This is a genomic window from Actinomadura sp. GTD37 (genome assembly GCF_041951365.1).
GTDB lineage: Bacteria > Actinomycetota > Actinomycetes > Streptosporangiales > Streptosporangiaceae > Spirillospora.
On sequence record NZ_JBGNUS010000001.1, the window covers coordinates 1,664,333 to 1,687,496 of the forward strand.

Sequence of the window (23,164 nt, forward strand, 5' to 3'; positions counted from 1 at the left end):
GCGCGGCGCGGCATCGTCGGGCGCATGGGATTCGTCCGGACGGCATTCTTCACTGACCTGATCGATCTGCTGCTGCCCGAGCGGTGCGCGGGGTGCGGGCGGGAGCCGGTGCTGCTCTGCGACGCCTGCGGGAGGCCCCTGCGCGCGTCCGCACGGCCCGCCAGGCCCGCGCCGGCCGGTCTCCCTCCCCCGTGGACGGTCGCCGCCTACGAGGGGCCCCTGCGCGCGATCCTGGCCGCCTACAAGGAACGCGGCCGGACGGCTCTCGCCGTCCCCTTGGGCGAGGCCCTGGCCACGGCCGTCCGAGCCGCCCTGACCCCGGGCCCCGACCCGCCCGTGGTCGTGTGGGTGCCCTCGGGGCGGCGGGCCGTGCGGCGGCGCGGCCATGATCCGTTGCAGGGCGTGGCCGGTGTCGCGGTGCGGCGGCTGCGGGCCGGCGGTACGCCGCTGACCATGCTGGACGCCCTGCGGCAGCGCGGCGGGGTCGCCGACCAGGCCGGGCTGACGGCGGTGCAGCGCGCCGCCAACCTGCGCGGGGCCGTCGAGGCGCGGGCCGGCGTCGCCGGTCGCCGTGTCGTGCTGGTGGACGACGTGGTCACGACGGGCGCCTCCCTCGCCGAGGCGGCGCGGGCGCTGCGCGCCGCAGGCGCGGACGTCACCGCGGCGGCCACCATCGCCGCGACTCCGCGCCGCCGCCCCTGGTGACTCCCCGGGAGGCGCGGCGCCCGTGTCCGTGAGCCGGGGAGGAGCAATCGGGCAATGGTGACTTTCTTCACTTTTCTTCGGACGGGCGGCAGTTAGCTACCCGATGTAGTCGGGCGCTGTCCGGCTTGTCTGGTCTTGAGGGGGTGTCATGGGTTATGTAGGTCACATCTCGTCATCGAGAGAGTAGAGATTTTCCAAACTCACCCCGCGGTCAGTCCTGGCTGACCTGCGCGTGCGCAGAACGGCGGGAACGCCCGGCGCGTCGGGGCTCACGGCAGGTGACCGGGGGTCCGGGAGGCGCCGGGGGAACCCGCTGCGGCAGCCGCCGATGACGGTACGTGAGTTTTTCCTCAGCCCACCCTCCTGACATTCGTCGCGTAAGGGGTTAGCGTTCCTGACATGGCACCCGCCCGGGTCCGTGGTTGCGTCGGATCGCAGTGCTCGTCAGGAGCACGGCAGACGATCCGGCTAGCCGATGCCAGGCGCAGGCGAAACGGCCCACGTAAGGCGACTTCTCGTCGACCGATCACGGTGCGCCTTAGAGGTAAGTCCTGCCCCATCGGGGGATCCGACATCCCCCGTACCGGGAGAAGGGCAGTAGTGGCGAGAGCGCCGCGAGCCCCTCAGCAGGCGGATGTGGGGACGAAGACCAGGTCGGCCGGGCGGGTGCGACCCACCGTCCTGTGGTGCCCGTCCGGGACCGGCAGGGTCCCGGGCTGGGCGACAAGCGCAACCGGGAGAAGGGGGGGCCCGCGTGAACATCACCGTGAGGGGCCGGCACACCGAGGTCAACGACAGGTTCCGCAGGCATGTCGACAACAAGCTCGCCAAGATCGAACGGCTTGACCAGAAGGTCATCCGGGTGGATGTGGAGGTGTCCGAGGAACGCAACCCCCGGCTGGCCGACCAGCGCGAACGGGTGGAACTGACGATCCGCTCCCGCGGCCCCGTGGTCCGCGCCGAAGCCGCCGCCGACGACCGGTACGGCGCCCTCGACCTCGCGCTCGACAAGCTGGAGTCGCGGCTGCGCCGCGACTCCGAACGGCGCAAGGGCCACGGCCTCAAGAACCACGGCAAGAGCCACGGCAAGGGCCGCGACAAGCTCGCGACGATGGAGACCCTCCCCGAGACGCTGCCCGAGCCCGTCACCGGACCCGTCACCGAACCCGTGGAGTCCTCCGCCGGCCGGACCGAGGCCGGGGCGGACACCGCGCCCGAATCCGTCACCGCCGAAGAGGGCATCGTCCCGATCCCCATGGACGGCGACGGCCCCCTGATCGTCCGCGAGAAATTCCACCGGGCCGAGCCGATGGGCATCGAGCAGGCCCTCTTCGAGATGGAACTCGTCGGCCACGACTTTTTCCTCTACCGCGACAAGGCCACCGGGCACCCCTCGGTCGTATACCGGAGAAGAGGCTGGGACTACGGAGTCATCAGGCTTGTCGAAGAATGAGCCTTCTGTCCGGTGCGGGCCGCCGGGACAGGGCTCGGTGATGCGGCGGACGCGTCACGTCACCGCTAGAACCATGTCATGATCTGAAAAGGCGCATCAGCCGATCCGCGGACGCGGCGCGTCCCGGGAATTTCCCGGGGCGCGCGGCGGTCGACCGGGAGACACCCCGGTCCGACATCCCCGGGGATCGTCCCCGGAGCACGTAAGTTCCCGAGGACGACCCGATGGACGACAACCCTCCGGTAGTTCCAGATCGCTGAATAGTGAAGGGGGGAAGCGGCGTCTCCTCCACGCCGCGACTCTGGTGAGCGAGAATCCCGAGACTCGCGACGCCGCGGCGGTACCCCGTCAGGCCGGCGCCGATGCCGCCCCCGCCGGCCGGGAGGCGGCGCCGCCGGGAGCGGCCGACCCCATCCGCGTGCTGATCGTCGACGACCATGCGCTGTTCCGCCGCGGCCTGGAGATGGTCCTCCAAGGCGAGGAGGACATCGAGGTCATCGGCGAGGGCGGCGACGGGCACGAGGCCGTCGAGATGGCCGGCGACCTGCTGCCCGACATCGTCCTCATGGACATCCGGATGCCGCGCCGCAGCGGCATCGAGGCGTGCACCGCCATCAAGGACGCCGCGCCCAGCGCGAAGATCGTCATGCTGACCATCAGCGACGAGGAGGAGGACCTCTTCGAGGCGATCAAGGCGGGGGCCAGCGGCTACCTGCTCAAGGAGATCTCCATCGACGAGGTGCCGCAGGCCGTCCGCGCGGTGCACGGCGGCCAGTCGCTGATCAGCCCGTCGATGGCGTCCAAGCTCATCACCGAGTTCGCCGCGCTGGCCAAGCGCAGCGAGGAGCGCACCCAGCAGGTCCCCGCGCCGCGGCTCACCGAGCGCGAGATGGAGGTCCTGCGCCTGGTCGCCCGCGGCCTCGGCAACCGGGAGATCGCCCGCGAGCTGTTCATCTCCGAGAACACGGTGAAGAACCACGTCCGCAACATCCTGGAGAAGCTCCAGCTCCACTCCCGGATGGAGGCCGTGGTCTACGCCGTCCGCGAGAAGCTCCTGGAGATCACCTGAGCCGCCCCGCGCGGACGGTGAGACCGGCAATCCGGTTTTGTCGGTGTTGTGTCGTAGCATCGCGGGCGTGGTGGACGCAGAAGTCGGTACAGGCGCATCCGGCCAGGTAGAACTCGGCGCGGACGAGGCACGGCGGCTCCAGTTGCGGGCCCAGGGCTTCCTGGGCGCGCGCCCGAAGGGCGGGGTCCCGGCGATGCTGGAACGGCTCGGCGCCGTCCAGCTCGACACGATCTCGGTCCTGGCGCGGTCGCACGAGCTGGTGCCCTACGCCCGCCTGGGCCCGGTCGAGCGCACTGCCATCGAGGCCGCCTACTGGGGCGACGGCTCCCAGTCGGCCTCCCGGCGCGTCGACGGCCAGAACGCCCCAGGTGGGAAGGGGCGTGCCGGGAGCCGTCCCGGTTCGCGTCCCGGGGGCGGGTATCCGGCGTTCGAGTACTGGGCGCACGCCGCGTCCGTGATCCCCATGGCCGACTGGCCGCTGTTCGCGTTCCGGCGCCGCGCCTACCTGCGGCGCGGCTGGCGCTGGCACAAGGTGCCGGAGGGCGTCTGCGACCAGATCCGCGCCCGCCTGAACGCGGACGGCCCGCTCACCACCAAGGAGCTCGGCGGCGCCAAGGCCAGCGCCGAGTGGTGGGACTGGAGCGACCACAAGATCGGCATCGAGTGGCTGCTGGACATCGGCGAGGTCGTCTGCGTCGAGCGGGTCGGCTGGCGTCGCGTCTACGACCTCGCGGAGCGCGCCGTCCCGTCCGGGCTCCTCGCGCGCGACCCGGACGACGACGCCTGCCTGACCGAACTGGTCGCCCGCGCCGGCCGCGCCCTGGGCGTGGCGACCCGCGGCGACCTCGCCGACTACTACCGGGTCCGGCAGGACCAGGTCGACCGGGTGATCGAGGCGACCGGGCTCGTGCCGGCCAGAGTGGCCGGATGGTCCCAGCGCGCCTGGGCCGACCCCGCGGCGCTGTCGGCCGCGCCCAGGGGAAGGCACGCCACCACCCTGCTCTCGCCGTTCGACTCCCTCGTCTGGGACCGCGCCCGCGCGTCCCGCGTCTTCGGCTTCGACCACCGCCTGGAGGCGTACGTCCCGAAGGGCAAGCGCGTCCACGGATACTTCGCGATGCCGCTCCTCGCCGGGGGCCGCCTCATCGGACGGGTCGACCCCGCCCGCGAGGGCCGCACTCTCATCGCCCGCCAGGCGTCCCTGGAGCCCTGGGCCACCCGCACCGCCGCCCGGACGGAGACCTCGGCGGCCGCCCTCGCCACCGCCCTGTGGCGCGCCGCCGACTGGGTCGGCTGCGACGACGTCCGGGTGGAGCGCACCCCCCTGCCCCCGGCCCTGCTCAAAACCGCCCTGCACGACGCCGCCCCGGCCTGACCGGACCGTGCGGGTGGCGGCGGTTGGAATGGGGGAGGGGGACGGGGCGTTGACATGCGAAGTGGCCGGACCGTAATGGACCGGCCACCGGGGGACGGGTCAGCCGTGCGGGGATTCCTGCGTGTCGGTCGAGACGGGGGTGTCGATGACCTCGCCCGCCTCGCCGCCGCGCCGCTTGGCCGAGCGGGCGCCGAACAGGGAGTAGTCGACGATCTCGGGGATCACGCGGGGCGCGTCCACGACCACGTCGGAGAACAGGTGGACCATCCAGCTGACGAGCAGGCCCGCGACCACGATGCCGACCCCGACCCACAGCATGATCCACAGGGGGCCGAGGCAGAGCGCGAGGCCGCCGACGACGAAGCCGGCGAAGATGACGGCCACGGCGGCCCAGGAACTCGGCCGGCCGGCGTGCGAACCCTCTGAGGACATCAGGACTCCCTCCGTACGGTCTGAGAGATCCTCTCCGGGGCCGGGAAAATCAAACGGAAGCCGCTGTGGATTGCGCTGCGGAGTGACCTAGACCATTCTGGGTCTCGCCTACGATGGCATCGTACGTGTGGTGTGCGTGCCGCCCAGAGCGGTGAACCACGATCTGCAAGGAGCCTTCGAGAGTGCCGCCAGTCATCGACAAGATCCTTCGTGCGGGCGAGGGACGAACCCTGCGCAAGCTCAAGAAGCTCGCGGATCAGGTCAACTCGATCGAGGAGGACTTCCTCGAGATGAGCGACGCCGAGTTGCGCGAGCTGACCGACAAGTACCGGGAGCGCATCGCCGACGGCGAGTCCCTCGAGGACCTGCTGCCCGAGGCCTTCGCGACCGCGCGCGAAGCCGCCAAGCGCGTCCTCGGCCAGCGACATTACGACGTCCAGGTGATGGGCGGCGCGGCGCTGCACCTCGGGAACATCGCCGAGATGAAGACGGGTGAGGGCAAGACCCTGACCTGCGTGCTCCCCGCCTACCTGAACGCGCTGTCCGGCGACGGCGTCCACGTGGTCACGGTCAACGACTACCTGGCCAAGCGCGACGCCGAGTGGATGGGGCGCGTCCACCAGTTCCTCGGGCTGGACGTCGGCGTCATCCTCCCGCAGATGACCCCGGACGAGCGCCGTGCGGCCTACAACTGCGATATCACCTATGGGACGAACAACGAGTTCGGCTTCGACTACCTGCGCGACAACATGGCGTGGAGCCTGGAGGAATGCGTCCAGCGCGGCCACAACTTCGCGATCGTGGACGAGGTCGACTCGATCCTCATCGACGAGGCCCGGACGCCGCTGATCATTTCGGGTCCGGCCGAGCAGAACTCGAAGTGGTACTCGGAGTTCGCCAAGATCGTCCCGCGGTTGAAGCGGGCCGAGCTGGTCAGCACCGCCGGCCAGGTCGACGAGTACGGCCCCGGCGACTACGAGGTGAACGAGAAGAAGCGCACGGTCGGCATCACCGAGTCCGGCGTCGAGAAGGTCGAGGACTGGCTCGGCATCGACAACCTGTACGACTCGGTGAACACGCCGCTGGTGAGCTTCCTCAACAACGCGCTGAAGGCCAAGGAGCTGTACAAGCGCGACAAGGACTACGTCGTCATGAACGGCGAGGTCCTGATCGTGGACGAGTTCACCGGGCGCATCCTGCACGGCCGCCGCTACAACGAGGGCATGCATCAGGCCATCGAGGCCAAAGAGGGCGTGGCGATCAAGGACGAGAACCAGACGCTCGCCACGATCACCCTGCAGAACTACTTCCGCCTCTACGGCAAGCTGTCCGGCATGACCGGCACCGCCGAGACCGAGGCGGCGGAGTTCAACAAGACCTACAAGATCGGCGTCGTGCCGATCCCGACGAACAAGCCGATGATCCGCGACGACGTCGCGGACGTCGTCTACAAGACCGAGCAGGCCAAGTTCGAGGCCGTCGTCGACGACATCGCCGAGCGGAACGAGAAGGGCCAGCCGGTCCTGGTCGGCACCACCTCGGTGGAGAAGTCCGAGAAGCTGAGCAAGATGCTCAAGCGGCGCGGCATCCCGCACCAGGTGCTGAACGCCAAGCACCACGAGCAGGAGTCGGCGATCGTCGCGGAGGCGGGCCGCAAGGGCGGCGTCACCGTCGCGACGAACATGGCGGGCCGCGGCACCGACATCATGCTCGGCGGCAACCCCGACTTCCGCGCCGACCTCGAGCTGCACCAGCGCGGCCTGAACCCGCTGGAGACGCCCGAGGAGTACGAGGAGGCGTGGCCGGAGGCGCTGGAGAAGGCCAAGGAGGCCGTGAAGGGCGAGCACGAGGAGGTCGTCGACGTCGGCGGCCTGTACGTCCTCGCGACCGAGCGGCACGAGTCGCGGCGCATCGACAACCAGCTGCGCGGCCGGTCCGGCCGGCAGGGCGACCCGGGCGAGTCCCGGTTCTACCTGTCGCTGGAGGACGACCTGATGCGGCTGTTCAACTCCGCCCGCGTCGAGTCGATCATGACCCGGCTGAACATCCCGGACGACGTGCCGATCGAGTCCAAGATCGTCAGTAACGCGATCAAGTCGGCGCAGAGCCAGGTCGAGCAGCAGAACTTCGAGATGCGCAAGAACGTCTTGAAGTACGACGAGGTCCTGAACCGGCAGCGCAAGGTCATCTACGCCGAGCGCCGCAAGGTGCTGGAGGGCCAGGACCTGCACGACCAGATCCGCGGCATGATCGACGAGGTCGTCGCGGGCTATGTCGCGGGCGCCACCGGCGAGGGCTTCGCCGAGGAGTGGGACCTCGACAAGCTGTGGAAGGCGTTCAAGCAGCTGTACCCGGTCTCCCTCACGGTGGACGAGCTCGTCGAGGACCTCGGCGGCGACATCTCCGGGCTGGACGCCGAGACCCTCGCCGAGAAGATCCGCGAGGACGCGCAGGCCGCCTACGCCAAGCGCGAGGAGGAGCTCGGCGCTGAGGTCATGCGCGAGCTGGAGCGCCGCGTCATCCTCTCGGTGCTCGACCGCAAGTGGCGCGAGCACCTCTACGAGATGGACTACCTCCAGGAGGGCATCGGCCTGCGGGCCATGGCGCAGCGCGACCCGCTGGTCGAGTACCAGCGCGAGGGCTACGACATGTTCAACGCGATGCTCGACGGCATCAAGGAGGAGTCGGTCGGCTACCTGTACAACCTCGAGGTCGAGGTCGAGGAGCAGCCGGAGGCCCCCACCGTCGGCGCCGCGCCCGTCTCGGTCGCCAAGTCCGCCCCCGCGGCGGGCGAGGAGGCCGACGAGGAGGGCGCCGTCGCCGTGGACGTGGAGGAGGCCGACGAGCACCCCGCCATCAAGGCGAAGGGGCTGGAGAAGCCGTCCCGTCCGAAGAAGCTGGAGTACTCGGCCCCGACCGTCGACGGTGAGGGTGGCGTCGAGCTGCACAGCGAGGAGACCGACGAGTACGCCGACGTGAACCGCAACGACCCGTGCCCCTGCGGCTCGGGCAAGAAGTTCAAGCGCTGCCACGGCGACCCGCGCAACAAGAACAAGTAGGGCCCGCGCGAGGCGGCCTCCCGGACGTCGGGGAGGCCGCTTCCGCATGTCAGAGCACGTTCCGGGGTCAGGGCGCCGTCGTCTCCAGGGCGGTGCAGCGCCACCGTCCCCGGGTGTGCGCGAGCCGCAGCGCCAGCGCGTGGACGCGTCCGGCCACGACGACCACGGCGACGGCCTCCGCCACCGCGGGCGACGGCCGCTGCACTCGGCTGGACAGCACCTTCGGCGGGACGATCCGCCTCCCGCGCGGCCCCGCGTCCCCGTGCGAGGCCACCGCCCGGCACACCGCCGGGACGGCCACGAGCGACAGTTGGTGTGCGGGCCGCGTCCCCGCCAGGACCTCGACGACGAGCCGCACGGCCGTGTCCGCGACGGCCCGGACCTCGGCGTCCACCCCGTCCCCTGGCCGCACGACCCGCAACCCGGGGCCTCGCACCGGCATCGGCGCCGGCCGCAGCGCCAGCGCTCCCCGCGTGGCGGGCACCGGCCGGTACCGAATGATCCGAACTGCCGAAGAGCCCACCGGACGTCGACGCATGAGAACCTCCCGAGTCGTTTGGAAACAGGAGTCGCGCGCGCCGCGAAAAATACGTCCTGACCGCATACGGCCTCTCCTGTAACGCGGGCCTTCACCCAGGGGCGCCAGGGGAGGCGGGCGCACGAAAAGGCGGCGGGACGCTGGGGGGCGTCCCGCCGCCTTTTCGGGAGCAGGTCCCGGACGGGTGCGGGGAGTCCGGGACCTTTGGGAGCTGGGCCGGTGGGCTGGGCCGGCCGGGGTGGGCGCCGCGACAAGGGGTGCGGGGCGTCGCGGCGCCCGGGGGACGGTCAGCCGGTGGGGGATTCCTGCGGTTCGCCGGCGTCCTCGCGGGGGCGCTTCTCCTTCTCCACGCCGGCGAGTTCGGGGCTGGCGCCCGGGTCGGCGGCGGTCGACTCCTCGCCCTCGGGCTCCCGGCCCGGGGTCGCGAAGTCGAACCTCGTGATCAGGAATCTGAAGATGAAGTAGTAGAGGAAGAAGTACAGGACGCCCATGCCGAGGATCAGCAGGAGTCCCGAGGTGTTCTCCTTGCGGGCGTTCAGCAGCATGTCGATGAGCCCGGCGGAGAAGCCGAAGCCGAGCTTGGCGCCGGCCGCCTCCAGGACGGCCATCGAGATGCCGGTGAGGACGACGTGCACGCCGTACAGGACGGGCGCGACGAACATGAACGCGAACTCGATCGGCTCGGTGACGCCGGTGACGAACGCGGTGAGCGCGGCCGAGATCATGATGCCGCCGACCGCGGGGCGGCGGTGCTTGGGCGCGGCGTGCCAGATGGCGAGCGCGGCGCCGGGCAGGCCGAACATCAGGACGGGGAAGAACCCGGCGAGGAAGCCGCCCGCGTTGGGGTCGCCCGCCAGGTAGCGGTTGATCTCGCCGTGGACGACGCCGTCGGAGGTGTTGTAGTCGCCGAACACGAACCAGATGAGCGAGTTCGGGATGTGGTGCAGGCCGAAGGGCAGCAGCAGGCGGTTGATGATTCCGTAGATGCCGGCCCCGGCGGCGCCCGCCCCGGTGATCCACTCGCCGAAGTCGGTGAGCCATTCGCCGAAGTACGGCCAGATGAAACCGATCACGATGCCGAGCGCGAGGCCGGCGACGGCGGTGACGATCGGCACGAACCGGCGGCCGCCGAAGAACGCGAGCCAGGTCGGCAGCTTGATCCGGTAGTACCGCTGGTACAGCAGCGCGGCGATGACGCCCATCAGGATGCCGCCGAGGACGTCCGTCGGGTTCTTCGCCCCCCAGTCGATGACCTGCGACTGCGCGCCGTCCGCCACCTTGGTGATGAGGACGTTGCCCTTGAGTTCCTCGGTGTGCGAGAACATGATCTTGGAGACCCGGTCGAAGACCAGGTAGCCGACCACGGCGGCGAGCGCGGTGGAGCCGTCGGACTTCTTGGCGAAGCCGATCGCCACGCCGACGGCGAAGAGCAGGGGCAGGGCGGCGAACAGCGCGTTGCCGGCCTCGCCGACGATCTCGGCGACGCGGTCCCAGCCGAGGCCGTCGGCGCCGAGCATGTCGGGCTGGCCGAAGCGCAGCAGCAGCGCGGCGGCGGGCAGGACGGCGATCGGCAGCATGAGGCTGCGGCCGATCCGCTGCAGCACCGCGAGGGTGCTCGACCCTCGGCGCGGTGCGGAGTCCACTGTTGTCGCAGTCATCGCGAGGTTCCTCCTCAGGGGTTTTAGGAGTGCGGCGGGGGGTTTCCGAGGGCCGTGTGGATCTGGTAGCGGTCCGCCCTGTAGGTCGACACGCCCAGCTCGGCGCACACGCCTCCGGTGTACGAGCGGCGTTGCAGGAGCAGCACGGCACTGCCCCGGGCGATCTGCAGGTGCCTGGCGTCGGCGGCGTCGGCCAGGCTGGCGTCGATGGTCTGGTCGCCCGCGTCGAAGACCAGCCCGTACACCGCTTCGAGGACGCCGTAGAGCGAGCGGTCGGCGAGCCGGCGGTCGAGCAGGTCGGGGGCGAGGGAGGCCAGGATGTGCGCGCGCTCCAGGGCCATGGGCTCCCCGTCGGCGGTGCGCAGGCGTTCGATGACGTGGATCTCGGTGCCGGTCTCGACGTCGAAGATCCGGGCGAGCCGCGCGTCGGCCGGGACGGTCCGGCGGTCGAGGTCGATCGCGCCCGGCCGCAGCCCGCGGGCCAGCATGTCCTCGGTGAACGAGACGAGCCGCAGCGGCATCTCGATCTTGGGACGGGCGACGAACGTGCCCTTCCCCGGGACGCGGTAGAGCCGTCCCTCGGAGACGAGCTGGTCGACGCCCTGCCGGACGGTCATGCGGGACAGCTCGTACCGGACGCACAGTTCGCGCTCCGAGGGGATCGGGGCGTCGACGGGCAGTTCCGCGCTCTCGATGAGGTCGAGCAGGATCGCGCGGAGCTGGAAGTACTTCGGTACGGGGCTGTGCGGATCGATGGTGGTCACGGGGGTCCTCGATGGCCGGGGGCCGGATCGACGGGGTTCGCCGGGTTGCGACGGAAGAGTGGACTGGCGGTGGATAGAAGGTATTCGATTCGGTTCGTACTGGTCTAGGCCGGACTAGACCACAGGATCGAAAGGCATGTCAATGCACGAATTTATAACGACCTGGTCACGCATCCGCCCTGTCAAGATCGAAGAAACCGCAGGTCAGACCGCCTTCGCGGACGCGGCATCCGGTTCGGTTCCGCCGGCCCGCCCTCCTCGGGCCGCCGTCCCGGCGGGCGGCGGGCGGCCCGTCCGATGGCGACGGATCCGGCCCCGCACGAGTTTCGCCCCGCATCTTCATCTCCATCCGATTCGTGGAGTATGGTGCGTACTGGTCTAGTCCGGACTAGACCAGTTGCCCCGGAGGAACACCTCGCCCCCGAGGGAACACCGCCCCGCGATCGATCGCGTCACAGAGAGCGCGCACCATGGCACCACTACTGATCACGGCCGACCGCATGATCATGACCCCCGCGGGCACTCCTACCCGCGTCGTCTCCCCGGGATACGTCCGAGTGGTGGACGGAGTCGTCGCGGAGGCCGGCGAGGGCCGTCCGCCCGGTGCGCCCGACGTCGACCTTCCCGACGGACTGCTCGCGCCCGGCCTGGTCGATCTCCAGGTCAACGGCTTCTTCGGCCACGACATGGTGGACGCCGACGAGGCCGGCTGGCGCACCGTCGTCGCCCGCCTCCCCGAGACGGGCGTGACCGCGTTCCTCCCCACCTTCATCACCGCGCCGGTCGAGACCCAGGCCGCGGCGCTGCGCAGGGCCCGCGACCTCCTGCCGCACCTGCCGGACGGAACGCGCGTCCTCGGCGTCCACCTTGAGGGCCCGTTCCTGTCCGAGAAGCGCAAGGGTGCGCACAACGCCGCGTACCTCACCGACCCAGCGCCCGCCGCGATCGAGACGCTGCTGGAGACCGGCCTCGTCAAGCTCGTCACGCTCGCGCCCGAACGCGACGGCGCGCCGGCGGCGATCCGCGCCCTCACCGCCGCCGGCGTCCTGGTCAGCGTCGGGCACAGCGACGCCACCGCCGCCCAGGCGGAGGCCGCGGCCGACGCGGGCGCCCGCATGGTCACCCACATCTTCAACGCGCAGACGGGCATCGGCCACCGCGCCCCGGGCGTCGCCGTGCAGGCGCTCATCGACGACCGGCTCCACCCCGGCCTCATCCTCGACCTGCACCATGTCGCGGCCAAGGTGGCGCAGCTGGTGTTCCGCGCCGCGCCGGGACGGGTCGTCCTCGTCACCGACGCCGCCTCGTCCGCCGGGATGCCGCCCGGCACCTACGACCTCGGCGGCGAGCCGATCACGATGCCCGCGCAGGGCCCGCCGCTGCGCGCCGACGGCACGATCGCCGGGTCCGGCCTCCGGCTGGACGCCGCGGTCGGCAACGCGATCGGCCTCGGCCTCGACCCGGCCGCCGCGGTGGACGCCGCGACCCGGGTTCCGGCCGACCTCATCGGACGTTCCGACCTCGGCCGGATCGCGCCCGGCGCCGCCGCCGACCTCGTCTGGCTGGGGCCGGACCACCGGGCGCGTACCACGTGGGTCAACGGGCAGAAAGTCTTCGGAGGGGGATCATGACCAGTCAGATGCGCGCCGAGATCGGTGAGCAGCCGGACGCGCTGCGCCGGACGATCGACGCGCTCCTCCCGCGCACCGCCGACGTCGCGGCGCTCGCGCGGGAGACCCGGCAGGTGCTGTTCATCGCGCGCGGCTCGTCCGACAACGCGGCGGTGTACGGGCGCTACCTGGTGGAGGCGCACACCGGCCGACTGGCCACGCTGGCCGCGCCGTCCATCGCGACCGCGTACGGCCGCCGGCTGGACCTGGACGGCGTGCTGGCCGTGGCGATCAGCCAGTCCGGCAAGACCGAGGAGATCGTCGAGACCCTCGACTGGGCGCGGGACTGCGGCGCCCGGACGGTCGCGGTCACCAACGGCGCCGGGTCCCCGCTCGCCGAGGCCGCCGAGGTCGCGCTGGTCACGGACGCGGGCGCCGAGATCGCCGTCCCGGCCACCAAGACGTACACCACGCAGCTCGCCGCGCTGGCGGTGTTCACTCTCGGCCTCGGCGCCGACGTCGACGTGGACGACCTGCGCCGCGTCCCCGACGAGGCCGCCCGGATGATCGCGCTGACCGAGGCGTCCCCCGCGCTCCCGGAGATCGTCGAGGAGCTGGCGAAGGTCCCGGGCACCGTCGTGTCCGGGCGGGGCATCGCGTTCGGCACCGCGCTGGAGCTGGCCCTGAAGATCAAGGAGGCGTGCTACCTGCACGCCATGGGCCTGTCGTACGCCGACCTGCTGCACGGCCCGATCGCCGTCGTAGACGCGCAGACCCCCGCGCTGCTGGTCGCCGCGGACTCCGGCCCGACGCTGCCCGGCACCGTCGCGCTGGCCAAGCGGGTCGAGGGCGCCGGCGCCCGCGCCTACGGCGTCGGCGGCGGCGCGGAGCTGGCCGCGGCGTGCTCGGCCGCGCTGCCCGGCCCCGGCCTGCCCGAATGGGTGGCGCCGCTCGGCCTCATCGTGCCCGGGCAGATCATGGTCGAGAACCTGGCCCGCCGGCTCGGCATCGACCCCGACGTCCCCCGGGGCCTGCACAAGGTCACCCAGACGGACTGACCGACCCCGACACCCGCCCCGACAGAGAAGAGACGCACATGGACAAGGCCGAGGCCATCATCGCGGCGCTGGGCGGCGCCGACAACATCATCGAGATCGAGCCGTGCGCGACCCGGCTGCGCACGGAGGTCTCCGACGCCGGCAAGGTCGACGAGGCGGGGCTGAAGAAGGCGGGCGCGTTCGGCGTCATGCGCAGCGGCACCGTCGTGCAGGTCGTCGTGGGTCCCGAGGCCGACACCATCGCCAGCGACATCGAGGACATCCTCGACTGACCCGGGAAAGGCCCCTCCACATGACCCGAGTACTGTCCCCGGTCACCGGCCGGGTCGTCGGCCTCGCCGGCGTCCCGGACCCGGTCTTCGCCCAGGCCATGGTCGGCCCGGGCACGGCGGTCGACCCCGAGCGCGGCCCCGGCCACGCCATCGCCCCCGTCACCGGCAAGATCGTCAAACTGCATCCGCACGCCTACGTGGTGGTGGACGCGGAGGGCCACGGCGTCCTCGTCCACCTCGGCATCGACACCGTCAAGCTGAAGGGCGAGGGGTTCGACCTCCTCGCCGCCGAGGGCGACGAGGTCACCGCCGGGCAGCCGGTCGTCGGCTGGAACCCCGCCGTGATCGAGGCGGGCGGCCGCTCGCCGATCTGCGCGGTCGTCGCGCTGGACGCGGGCGCCGACGCCCTGGCCGACGTGATCGAGTCGGGCGAGGTGACGAAGGGGGCCGAGCTCTTCACATGGAACTGAGCACGGAGCCGGCCGCATGGCGGTGATCGGGCTCGGCGCGGCGGTGTTCGACCTCGACGGCACCCTCGTCGACACCGAGCCGCGCAACCGCGTGATGTGGTCCCGGCTGTTCGCCGCGCACGGCGTGGCCCACGACGACGCGCTGATCGCCTCGTTCGCGGGGCGGCGCGGGCTGGAGGTGCTGGCCGGCCTCGCGCACCTGTTCCCCGGCCGGACGGTCGAGGAGCTGTTCGAGCAGGCGATCTCCTACGAGTCGCTGCCGGGGATGCCGGCGGTCGCGCCCGTCGCCGGCGCCGTCGGCCTCGTCCGGTCGCTGGCCGGCGCGGGCGTGCCGCTGGCGGTGGTGACGTCGGGCCAGCGCCCGTACGCCGAGCGGCTGCTGGACGAGCTGGGCGTCCGCCACCTGCTGGACCTGGTGGTGACCGCAGGGGACGTCGCCACCGGCAAGCCGCATCCGGAGGGGTACCTGGCCGCCGCGCGCGACCTGGACGTCCCGCCGGAGGAGGCGGTCGGGTTCGAGGACGCCCCGGCGGGCGTCGCGGCCGTGAAGTCCGCGGGCATGACGTGCGTGGGCGTCGTCACCACGCAGCCGGCGGGCGCGCTCGCCGGGGCCGACCACGTGGTGGCCGATTTTCTGGAAGTGGACGTCGTCCCCGGCCCGGCCCTTCGGGTGCCGGACCGGGGACGCAACTGAGGAGGAGTGTGCGGTGACCGAGCGCAACGTCAAGATCGAGTCCAGGGTGGGGCTGCACGCGCGGCCGGCCGCGCTGTTCGTCCAGACCGCGGCCAAGGCCCCGATGGACGTGACGGTGGCCAAGCGCGGCGGCGACCCGGTGAACGCCAAGAGCATCCTCGCGGTGCTGGGGCTGGACGCGCGGCACGGCGAGGAGATCGTCCTGTCCGCGGACGGCGACGGCGCCGACGCGCTGCTCGACGACCTGGAGAGACTGCTGTCCACGCCGGAGCCCGAGGGGGCCTGAACGGTGCCGGACGTACTGCAGGGCGCGGGCGTCAGCCCGGGGGTCGGGGCGGGGCCGGTGCGGAAGCTCGCCGGGGACATCCCCGAGCCGCCCGCCGGTGACCGGCACGGCGGCGACGCCGCCGCCGAGAGCGGCGCGGCGCTCGCCGCGCTGGAGGCCGTCGCCGCCGACCTGGAGGAGCGCGGGGAGCGCGCCGCCGCGGCCGGCAACACCGACGGCCGGGACGTGCTGGGCGCGCAGGCGCTGATGGCCCGCGACCCGGGGCTCGCCGACGGCGTCCGCGCGAAGACCGGCGAGGGCGTGCCGGCGGCCCGCGCGGTCTTCGAGGCGTTCGGCGTCTACCGGGAGATGCTCGCCGGGGCGGGCGAGTACCTGGCCGCCCGGGTCACCGACCTGGACGACATCCGCGACCGCGCGGTCGCCCGGCTGCTCGGCCTGTCGATGCCCGGCGTCCCGGAGTCGGACGAGCCGTTCGTGCTCGTCGCGCGCGACCTCGCGCCGGCGGACACGGCCGTCCTCGACCCGGCGCGGGTCGTCGCGTTCGTGACCGAGGAGGGCGGGCCGACCAGCCACACCGCGATCATCGCCCGGACGATGGGGGTGCCCGCCGTCGTGGCGCTGCCCGGCGCGACGTCCCTCGCCGACGGGGCCCGCGTGCTCGTCGACGGCGCCGCCGGGACGGTGCGGCTCGACCCGTCCGCCGAGGACGTGCGGGCGGCCCGCGCGGCGGCCGCGGCCCGCGTGTCCGCGCTGGCGGAGTTCACCGGGCCGGGCGCCACCGAGGACGGCTACGCCGTGCCGCTGCTGGCGAACATCGGCGGCCCGAAGGACCTGGACGCGGCGCTGGCGAACGGCGCGGAGGGCGTCGGCCTGTACCGCACCGAGTTCCTGTTCCTGGACCGCGCGGACCCGCCGTCCGGCGCGGAGCAGGAGGAGGCGTACCGGAAGGTGCTGGAGGCGTTCCCGGCGGGGCGCGTGGTCGTCCGGACGCTCGACGCCGGGGCCGACAAGCCGCTCGCGTTCCTGCCCGCGCCCGGCGAGGAGCCGAACCCGGCGCTCGGCGAGCGCGGGGTGCGGATGTCGCTCCGGCACCCGGACGTGCTGTCCGCGCAGCTCGCCGCCCTCGCCCGCGCCGCCGCCGGCCTCCCCGCGAAGCTGCAGGTCATGGCTCCGATGGTGACGGACGCCGGGGAGGCGGCGTGGTTCGCGGAGCAGTGCCGGGACGCGGGCGTCGAGCACCCGGGCGTCATGATCGAGGTGCCCGCCGCCGCGCTCCGCGCCCGCGACCTCGCGGAAGAGGTCGAGTTCTTCAGCATCGGCACCAACGACCTCACCCAGTACGCGTGCGCGGCCGACCGGCAGGTGGGCGGCCTGGCCCGCCTCCAGGACCCGTGGCAGCCCGCCGTCCTCGACCTGGTCGCCCCCGCGGCCGGTGCGGGGATCCCGTGCGGCGTCTGCGGCGAGGCGGCGGGCGACCCGGCGCTGGCGTGCGTGCTGGTCGGCCTCGGGGCGACGTCGCTGTCGATGAGCGCCCCGTCCCTGCCGCTGGTGCGGGCCGCCCTCGCCCGGCACACGCTGGAGCAGTGCCGGCGGGCGGCGGCGGCCGCGCGCGGCGCCCGGACGTCCGAGCAGGCCCGCGAGGCGGCCCGCGCCGAGCTCCCGGGACTCGCCGGCCTCGGCCTGTGACGGCCCGGCCTGTGACGGTCAGGTCGTGATCTGCCAGTAGGCGCCGGACTTGCGGAGGGTGAAGGTCGCCGCGAGGAGCCCGCCCGGACGGGCGGGCTCGCCCTTCCAGTCCAGGTCCTCGAACCGGACCGTGTAGTCGCCGTCGCCGGGCCCCGGCTCGCAGGAGGGGACCGTCACGCCGCGCAGCGCCGCGACGTCCTGCGGGCGCAGCTTCGCGCGGGCGTGCGCGAAGCCGTACCGGCACGCGCCGGGCGCGCCGAACGCGACCCGCTGGTAGTCGGGCGTCAGGTAGGCGCAGACCCTGGCATTCCCGGCCGCGATGCCGCGCAGGTACTTGTAGAGCGCCAGCCGCGCCGGGAAGCTCTCCGCGCCGGACTCCGTCGCCGTCGTGTCGACGAGGTGGGAGTCGCCGGGCTCGGGGGTGAGCGGCGGCATGGTGATCTCGTCCTTCCCGCCGCAGGCGCCCAGCAGCGGGAGGACGATCAGGACGGCGGCGAGCGGCCGACGGACGCGCACAGGGACCTCCCAGGGGGAAGAAGGCGGCCTGATCTTCCCAGGGAAGCGGCCTCCGCGTCCATCGCGGCCCCGGCCACCCGACGTCCGGCCGCCGGTGAGCGCGCTACCGGTGAGCTGGTGAGCGCTACCGGTAGCCCAGGCCGTAGCCGACCGGCCGCCCGCCCGCCGGCACCGGCAGCCTGCCCGCCGGGTTCACCGCGCCGCTCAGCACCCTGGCCAGCGCGTCGACGGAGACCGCGCCGGAGGAGTAGGCGGCGAGCGCCGCCGCCGCGCCGCCGGCCGCGTCGAGGTCGTAGGGGCGGCCGAGCGCGGCGACGACGACCGGTTTCGGGCCGAGCGCCCGGACCCGGGACGCGGTCGCCGGACCCGCGTTCTCGGTGGTCAGCACGGTGACGTCCGCGGATCCGGCGGGGACGGTCGCGACGCCCTGGCGGCGCAGCGCGGCCCCCAGCCGGGCGGCGCCCGGCCCGGCGACCGCGACCTTCCTGCCCTTGAGCGGCAGCACGCCGCCCTTGTTGCGGACGAGGGTGACCGCGTGCTCGGCGACCCGCCGGGCCGCGGCGCGGTGCGCGGGCGTGCCGATGGCCGCGCTCGCCTCGGCCGGGTCGGCGGTCGTGCCCTGGAACAGCCCGCGCCGCTGCTTGAGCCGCAGGATCCGGGTGACCGACTCGTCCAGCCGCCGCTCGCTGATCTTCCCGGACCGGACGGCCCGCACCACCGCGTTGTAGGCGCGCGGCAGGCTCGGCGGCATCAGCAGCTGGTCGGCGCCCGCGTTGATCGCCCGGACCGGGACGGCCGCGTCGCCGTACTTCTCCCGCACGCCCGCCATCTGCAGCGAGTCGGTGCTGATGACGCCCTGGTAGCCGAGCTTCCCGCGCAGCAGCCCGGTCAGCACGGCCTTCGAGAGCGTGGACGGGTCGCCCGACGGGTCGAGTTTCGGGACGACGATGTGCGCGGTCATGACGACGTCGACGCCCGCCGCGATCGCCGCCCGGAACGGGGGCGCGTCGAGCCGCTCCCAGTCGCGCGGCGCGTGCTTGATCACCGGCAGGCCGGAGTGGCTGTCGACGGCGGTGTCGCCGTGCCCGGGGAAGTGCTTGGCGGTGGCGGCGACCCCGGCGTCCTGGTAGCCGCCGACCGCGCCGGTCACCATCGTGGACGCGAGCGCCGGGTCGGACCCGAACGAGCGCAGCCCGATCACCGGGTTGCGCGCGTTCACGTTGACGTCGGCGTCGGGCGCGTAGTCGAGGTTGACGCCGACCGCGCGCAGCTCGGCGCCGGTGACGCGGGCGGCCGCGCGGGCGTCGGCCGGGTTCCGGGTCGCGCCGAGCGCCATGTTGCCGGGGAACCGGGTGATGAACGGGGTGCGCGACACGATGCCCTGCTCTTCGTCGACGCCGAGCAGCAGCGGGATCTTCGCGGCCTTCTGTAGCGCGTTCGACTGCGCGGCCGTCCGGGCCGGTGAGCCGAAGTTCTCCGGGAAGTAGATCAGCCCGCCGACGTGGTACTTGCGGATCTTCGCGAGGGCGTCGGCGCGGCTGGCGAAGGCCGGCACGAACAACTGGCCGACCTTCTCCGGCACGCTCATCTTGGCGACCCGGCCGGGGATCCAGGCGTCCGGCGGCGTCGTCCGCGCGCCCGGCGACCCGGACGGCGTGCCGGATCCGGCGGACGGCGTCCGCCCGCTCTTGCCGCTCCCGCCGCCGCCGCAGCCCGCGACCCCGCCGATCAGCAGGGCCGCCGCCGCGATCGCGAGAGGACGTGAAGCACGCACCTGACCAGGCCCCCCGACGTGGTCTCGGTTCCTCGGTCGCATCGGACGCCCGCGACGCTAGCCGCTCCCCGTCGCGCTGTCGACTCGATCAGCCGGCGGCGCGGGCGCCCGGCGGGCCTCTGCCGCCACCGTGGCCACAGCCGACCGCGATGGACCCCGGACTCGCGGAGCGATCGCGGATCTGTGGGGTCCATCGCGATGAACCGGACGGCCACGATGCCGTCCATCTGGCGACCGGCGGGGCTGGGTCGGGAGCAGCCGGGCCGGGGGCCGGGCGGGCCTTCCGCCGCGTGGGCGGGCGGGCTCAGCCGGGCAGGGGGTGGCCGAGCCGGCGCAGCGCCAGCCCGGCCGCGCCGACGGCTCCGTCGCCGGCGGAGCGCGGCGCCTCGGCGAAGCGGTCGCGCAGCCCGGTGCGGACGGCCTCGGCGACGGGGCCTTCACGGAGCACCGAGCCGTGCATGACGACCGGTGCGCGGGGGTCGGAGAGGGCCGGGCGCACCGCGTCGACGTCGCGCAGCAGCCACTGCGCGGCCTCCTCGGTGATGCGCCTGGCCACGGGATCGCCGGCGGCCGCGGCGGCGGCGACCACCGGGCCGAGCCGGCCGAGGGCCGCGGGCGGGCGGCCGTAGACCTCCTTGATGATCGCCTGGGCGAGCCGGGGGTCGGGCGGGATCCCGGGCGGTTCGGGGTGCCCGGGCGGGGCTGGGGCCGCCGGGGGTCCCGGCGGCCCCAGGGAGCCCGGCGGTCCGGTATGCCCCGCGTGGCCGGGCGGACCGTGCTGGCCAGGCGGCCCGGCCCCGCCGCCGGGGGCCGGATAGGGGACGGACGGCGGGTGGCGGGAGTCGTGGAGCAGGACGGCGGTGCCCGTCCCGCCCCCGCCGGGCGGCGTCCCCGCGGAGCCGAGCGAGGCGGCCTGCGGCAGCGCGGCGGCGCCCGGCGGCGGCGGAGCCTGGGACGCCAGGGGGGTGCCGGCCATGGCCAGCGCCCTCGGACGGTGCGGTCTTCGCCGTTCCGAGTCGATCTCCGCGATCACGGTGGCGCCGAGCAGCGCCCGGGGGACCGAATCGGTGAGCAGCGTCGGGGAGCCGCGGCCGTCGTAGGCGGCGAGCGCCGCGCGGACGGCCTCCTTCCCGAGCCAGACCGCCGAACCCTCGTCCCCGACGAGCCAGCCGTAGCCGTCCGCGCGCTGCACGATCGTCCCGTCGTTGATGACCGCCGCGCCGGCGCCCGTGCCGGAGAACACCACGATGCCCTTGGGCTCGCTGGTTCCGGCGGCGAACGCCACCGCGATATCGGTCACCACCGCGGGCGAGCCGCGCAGGCCGGCGGCCTGCCATGCCTGCCGCGCCGCCGTGACGGCGGCGGGCCGGCCGGCCGAGCCGGCACCGGCGATGCCGAAGACGCCGGTGAGGATGTGGGTTCGGTCCAGGTCTCCGAGCGCCTCCAGCAGGGCGCTGGTCAGCGCTCCCGCGGTGTCGCCTCCGGAGTTGGGGTTGGCCCCTGGGCCGGTGCCGGAACCGGCCAGGGCACCCCCTAGCGTCAGCACGACGCAGCGGGTCTTCGTGCCACCCGCGTCGATACCGACCACGTAAGGACCGGCCAAATGGGTCAACACATGGCGACCGTAGCCTTTTCTACCGTTGACGTGACATCCTGTGCGTAAGAAAATTTCCTCCATGAGGAAACCCATCGGCCCTGACCAGGGCCCCGAGCGGGGGATCACGGGGGAGCACGGCGCACCACCGGAATCGGCGGCGTCCGGAAGGGACGCGACGCCGCTGAGCACCGTGGTGCGGGTCCGCTCGCTGCTCCCCTCGCTGCCCCCCGCCGAACGACGAGTGGCGCAGCGCGTCATCGACGACCCCGAAGGGGTCGCCAACTCCACCATCACCGAACTCGCCCAGAACTGCGGCACGTCCGAGACCACCGTCATCAGGTTCTGCCGCGCCATCGGGTTCCACGGGTACCCGGAGCTGCGGCTCACCCTCGCCACCGAGGCCGGGCGCGCGCAGAGCGCCTCGGGCGGCCGCGTCATCGGCAGCGACATCAGCCCCGACGACTCGCTTGAGCAGATCGTGGAGAAGGTGACCTTCGCCGACGCGCGGGCCGTCGAGGAGACCGCCGCGCAACTCGACATCAAGATGCTGGAGCAGGTCGTCGACGCCGTCGTCGCCGCCGACCGCGTCGACGTCTACGGCGTCGGCGCCAGCGCGTTCGTCGCGGCCGACTTCCAGCAGAAGCTGCACCGCATCGGCCGGGTGTGCTCGGCCTGGGCGGACGCGCACATCATGCTCACCAGCGCCGCCGTCCTCGGCAACGGCGACGTGGCGATCGGCATCTCGCACACCGGCGCGACGGTGGAGACCATCGACGCGCTGGAGGTCGCGAAGACCCGGGGCGCCACGACGGTGGCGCTCACCAATTTCCCCAAGTCCCCGATAGCGGAGGTGGCCGACCTGATCCTGACGACGGCCGCCCGGGAGACGACCTTCCGCTCCGGCGCCACCGCCAGCCGGCTGGCGCAGCTCACCGTGGTCGACTGCCTCTTCGTCGGAGTGGCGCAGCGCACCTACGGGTCCACCCGAAAGGCCCTGGAGGCCACGTTCGAGGCGGTCCGCGGGCGGACCGTGCGACCCGACCGGAGGCGTCGGTGATCGATTGCGAGCTCCCCACGGAGGGCCGGAACCCCCGGACCCTCGACGTCGACACGCTGCCGACCATGGAGGTGCTGCGCCTGATCAACTCCGAGGACGCGACCGTGCCGAGGGTCGTCGCCTCCGTCCTGCCCGAGGTCGCCCGGCTGGTGGACCTCGCGGTCGAGTCCCTGCGCGGGGGCGGCCGCGTGCACTACTTCGGCGCCGGGACGTCCGGCCGGCTCGCGGTGATCGACGCCGCCGAGCTGCCGCCGACGTTCGGCATCTGGGGCCGGGTGGTCGCCCACCACGCCGGCGGGCCGGGCGCGCTGTCCCAGGCGATCTCCGACGTCGAGGACGACGTCGACCTCGGCCGCCGGGACGCCCGTGACGTCCGGTCCGGCGACGTCGCCGTCGGCATCGCGGCGAGCGGCCGCACCCCGTACGTGGTGGGGGCGCTGCGCGCCGCCGCCGCGGCGGGGGCCCGCACGGCGCTGATCAGCTGCAACCCGCACACCCCCTACGGGGCCGAGGTGGAGGTCCACATCGGCCTCGCCACGGGGCCCGAGGTGATCAGCGGGTCCACCCGGATGAAGGCGGGCACGGCGACCAAGCTCGTGCTCAACTCCTTCTCCACCACGCTGATGATCAGGATGGGGCGCACCTACTCCAACCTGATGGTCAGCGTGAACGCGCTGAACTCCAAGCTGCGCACCCGGCTGGTGCGCATCCTCACCGAGGCGACGGGCATGGACGCCCGCACCTGCGAGAACGCGCTCACCGAGGCGGGGGGGAACACCCGCGTCGCGCTGGTCTCGCTGCTCGGCGAAGTGCCCGCGGCGCGGGCGACGACGGTGCTGGAGGAGGCGGACGGCGGCGTCCGCGAGGCGCTCCAGCGGCTGCGCTCGGCCTGAGGGCCCGGCCGGGGGCATCCGCCCGAGCCGGATCCGGCGCGGGGACGAGGACGACGGGGAGACAGGGGGCAGGGGGCGAGTACATAGGAGACCGTCCGGCACGGGGCCGGCGGACCAGGGGAGACGGACCGGCGGGGAGACGCCCGGCGGGGAGTTCCGTGATCATGCGATCTTCCCCGTACCGGTCGCATGGTCGCG

At 73.2% G+C, this 23,164-nt stretch carries 21 protein-coding genes; 14 read left to right on the forward strand and 7 right to left on the reverse strand.

Going from position 1 to position 23,164, the window contains the following annotated elements:
- The first annotated feature begins 24 nt into the window (after positions 1 to 24).
- The 4 genes from ACA511_RS08055 (at position 25) to ACA511_RS08070 (ending at position 4,602) form a co-directional block, all read left to right on the forward strand.
- The gene (locus ACA511_RS08055) at positions 25 to 705 is read left to right on the forward strand and encodes a ComF family protein (RefSeq protein ID WP_375023418.1); all 681 of its coding nucleotides are present in this window, start codon (positions 25 to 27) and stop codon (positions 703 to 705) included.
- A 754-nt stretch (positions 706 to 1,459) separates the two neighbouring features.
- Positions 1,460 to 2,158, forward strand: a complete 699-nt coding sequence (gene hpf / locus ACA511_RS08060) for a ribosome hibernation-promoting factor, HPF/YfiA family (protein WP_375023419.1) — start codon at positions 1,460 to 1,462, stop codon at positions 2,156 to 2,158.
- A gap of 304 nt (positions 2,159 to 2,462) precedes the next feature.
- Positions 2,463 to 3,227: a response regulator gene (locus ACA511_RS08065; protein ID WP_375023420.1), complete on the forward strand. Its 765-nt coding sequence runs from the start codon at positions 2,463 to 2,465 to the stop codon at positions 3,225 to 3,227.
- Positions 3,228 to 3,294: 67 nt separating this feature from the next.
- Entirely contained in the window at positions 3,295 to 4,602 is a 1,308-nt protein-coding gene (locus tag ACA511_RS08070) for a winged helix-turn-helix domain-containing protein (protein ID WP_375023421.1), read from the forward strand.
- A 99-nt stretch (positions 4,603 to 4,701) separates the two neighbouring features.
- Here the strand turns inward: ACA511_RS08070 and ACA511_RS08075 are convergent, their stop codons facing one another.
- Entirely contained in the window at positions 4,702 to 5,034 is a 333-nt protein-coding gene (locus ACA511_RS08075) for an HGxxPAAW family protein (protein ID WP_375023422.1), read from the reverse strand.
- 182 nt (positions 5,035 to 5,216) lie between these two features.
- On the opposite strand from ACA511_RS08075, the gene secA reads away from it, so the two are divergent.
- Complete coding sequence (gene secA, locus ACA511_RS08080) at positions 5,217 to 8,093, forward strand: preprotein translocase subunit SecA (protein ID WP_375023423.1); 2,877 nt, start codon at positions 5,217 to 5,219, stop codon at positions 8,091 to 8,093.
- A gap of 67 nt (positions 8,094 to 8,160) precedes the next feature.
- Here secA and ACA511_RS08085 read toward each other — a convergent pair whose 3' ends face one another.
- From ACA511_RS08085 to ACA511_RS08095, 3 genes are all read right to left on the reverse strand, one after another.
- Entirely contained in the window at positions 8,161 to 8,577 is a 417-nt protein-coding gene (locus ACA511_RS08085) for an Rv3235 family protein (RefSeq protein ID WP_375023424.1), read from the reverse strand.
- Positions 8,578 to 8,918: 341 nt separating this feature from the next.
- Positions 8,919 to 10,289: a PTS transporter subunit EIIC gene (locus ACA511_RS08090; RefSeq protein WP_375023425.1), complete on the reverse strand. Its 1,371-nt coding sequence runs from the start codon at positions 10,287 to 10,289 to the stop codon at positions 8,919 to 8,921.
- A gap of 23 nt (positions 10,290 to 10,312) precedes the next feature.
- Positions 10,313 to 11,053 (reverse strand): GntR family transcriptional regulator, encoded by a 741-nt coding sequence (locus tag ACA511_RS08095; RefSeq protein WP_131943112.1) that lies wholly within the window; start codon positions 11,051 to 11,053, stop codon positions 10,313 to 10,315.
- A gap of 470 nt (positions 11,054 to 11,523) precedes the next feature.
- On the opposite strand from ACA511_RS08095, the gene nagA reads away from it, so the two are divergent.
- Genes nagA through ptsP form a run of 7 tightly spaced genes read left to right on the forward strand, consistent with a single transcriptional unit; the run spans position 11,524 to position 17,129 of the window.
- The gene (nagA, locus tag ACA511_RS08100) at positions 11,524 to 12,684 is read left to right on the forward strand and encodes an N-acetylglucosamine-6-phosphate deacetylase (protein ID WP_375023426.1); all 1,161 of its coding nucleotides are present in this window, start codon (positions 11,524 to 11,526) and stop codon (positions 12,682 to 12,684) included.
- Entirely contained in the window at positions 12,681 to 13,721 is a 1,041-nt protein-coding gene (locus ACA511_RS08105) for an SIS domain-containing protein (protein WP_375023427.1), read from the forward strand. The genes nagA and ACA511_RS08105 overlap by 4 nt, the downstream gene beginning before the upstream one ends.
- The gene (locus ACA511_RS08110; protein ID WP_375024710.1) at positions 13,718 to 13,993 is read left to right on the forward strand and encodes a glucose PTS transporter subunit EIIB; all 276 of its coding nucleotides are present in this window, start codon (positions 13,718 to 13,720) and stop codon (positions 13,991 to 13,993) included. The genes ACA511_RS08105 and ACA511_RS08110 overlap by 4 nt, the downstream gene beginning before the upstream one ends.
- Before the next feature lie 20 nt (positions 13,994 to 14,013).
- On the forward strand, positions 14,014 to 14,463 hold the full coding sequence (locus ACA511_RS08115; protein WP_375023428.1) for a PTS glucose transporter subunit IIA: 450 nt from the start codon (positions 14,014 to 14,016) through the stop codon (positions 14,461 to 14,463).
- Between the two features lie 16 nt (positions 14,464 to 14,479).
- On the forward strand, positions 14,480 to 15,157 hold the full coding sequence (locus ACA511_RS08120; RefSeq protein ID WP_375023429.1) for an HAD family hydrolase: 678 nt from the start codon (positions 14,480 to 14,482) through the stop codon (positions 15,155 to 15,157).
- 13 nt (positions 15,158 to 15,170) lie between these two features.
- The gene (locus ACA511_RS08125) at positions 15,171 to 15,443 is read left to right on the forward strand and encodes an HPr family phosphocarrier protein (protein WP_375023430.1); all 273 of its coding nucleotides are present in this window, start codon (positions 15,171 to 15,173) and stop codon (positions 15,441 to 15,443) included.
- 3 nt (positions 15,444 to 15,446) lie between these two features.
- Positions 15,447 to 17,129: a phosphoenolpyruvate--protein phosphotransferase gene (gene ptsP / locus ACA511_RS08130; protein ID WP_375023431.1), complete on the forward strand. Its 1,683-nt coding sequence runs from the start codon at positions 15,447 to 15,449 to the stop codon at positions 17,127 to 17,129.
- An 18-nt stretch (positions 17,130 to 17,147) separates the two neighbouring features.
- On the opposite strand, the gene ACA511_RS08135 is transcribed toward ptsP, so the two are convergent.
- The 3 genes from ACA511_RS08135 to ACA511_RS08145 all read right to left on the reverse strand — a co-directional run bounded on the left by ACA511_RS08135 (position 17,148) and on the right by ACA511_RS08145 (position 21,007).
- Positions 17,148 to 17,645: a hypothetical protein gene (locus ACA511_RS08135; protein ID WP_375023432.1), complete on the reverse strand. Its 498-nt coding sequence runs from the start codon at positions 17,643 to 17,645 to the stop codon at positions 17,148 to 17,150.
- A gap of 124 nt (positions 17,646 to 17,769) precedes the next feature.
- On the reverse strand, positions 17,770 to 19,419 hold the full coding sequence (locus ACA511_RS08140; protein WP_375023433.1) for a glycoside hydrolase family 3 protein: 1,650 nt from the start codon (positions 19,417 to 19,419) through the stop codon (positions 17,770 to 17,772).
- 304 nt (positions 19,420 to 19,723) lie between these two features.
- A complete protein-coding gene (locus ACA511_RS08145) occupies positions 19,724 to 21,007 on the reverse strand; it encodes an N-acetylglucosamine kinase (RefSeq protein WP_375023434.1) in 1,284 nt (427 codons plus the stop codon).
- Positions 21,008 to 21,095: 88 nt separating this feature from the next.
- Here ACA511_RS08145 and ACA511_RS08150 point away from each other — a divergent pair, with 88 nt between their 5' ends.
- Both ACA511_RS08150 and ACA511_RS08155 read left to right on the forward strand, forming a co-directional pair.
- A complete protein-coding gene (locus tag ACA511_RS08150) occupies positions 21,096 to 22,073 on the forward strand; it encodes a MurR/RpiR family transcriptional regulator (RefSeq protein WP_375023435.1) in 978 nt (325 codons plus the stop codon).
- A complete protein-coding gene (locus tag ACA511_RS08155; RefSeq protein ID WP_375023436.1) occupies positions 22,070 to 22,966 on the forward strand; it encodes an N-acetylmuramic acid 6-phosphate etherase in 897 nt (298 codons plus the stop codon). Before ACA511_RS08150 ends, ACA511_RS08155 begins: the two co-directional genes overlap by 4 nt.
- Positions 22,967 to 23,164: the final 198 nt, after the last annotated feature.

Coding starts and splice junctions, on each gene's coding strand:
- ACA511_RS08055 (WP_375023418.1), top strand. CDS start 25: ATGGGATTCGTCCGGACGGCATTCTTCACTGACCTGATCGATCTGCTG.
- ACA511_RS08075 (WP_375023422.1), bottom strand. CDS start 5,034: ATGTCCTCAGAGGGTTCGCACGCCGGCCGGCCGAGTTCCTGGGCCGCC.
- ACA511_RS08090 (WP_375023425.1), bottom strand. CDS start 10,289: ATGACTGCGACAACAGTGGACTCCGCACCGCGCCGAGGGTCGAGCACC.
- nagA (WP_375023426.1), top strand. CDS start 11,524: ATGGCACCACTACTGATCACGGCCGACCGCATGATCATGACCCCCGCG.
- ACA511_RS08105 (WP_375023427.1), top strand. CDS start 12,681: ATGACCAGTCAGATGCGCGCCGAGATCGGTGAGCAGCCGGACGCGCTG.
- ACA511_RS08115 (WP_375023428.1), top strand. CDS start 14,014: ATGACCCGAGTACTGTCCCCGGTCACCGGCCGGGTCGTCGGCCTCGCC.
- ACA511_RS08120 (WP_375023429.1), top strand. CDS start 14,480: ATGGCGGTGATCGGGCTCGGCGCGGCGGTGTTCGACCTCGACGGCACC.
- ACA511_RS08150 (WP_375023435.1), top strand. CDS start 21,096: ATGAGGAAACCCATCGGCCCTGACCAGGGCCCCGAGCGGGGGATCACG.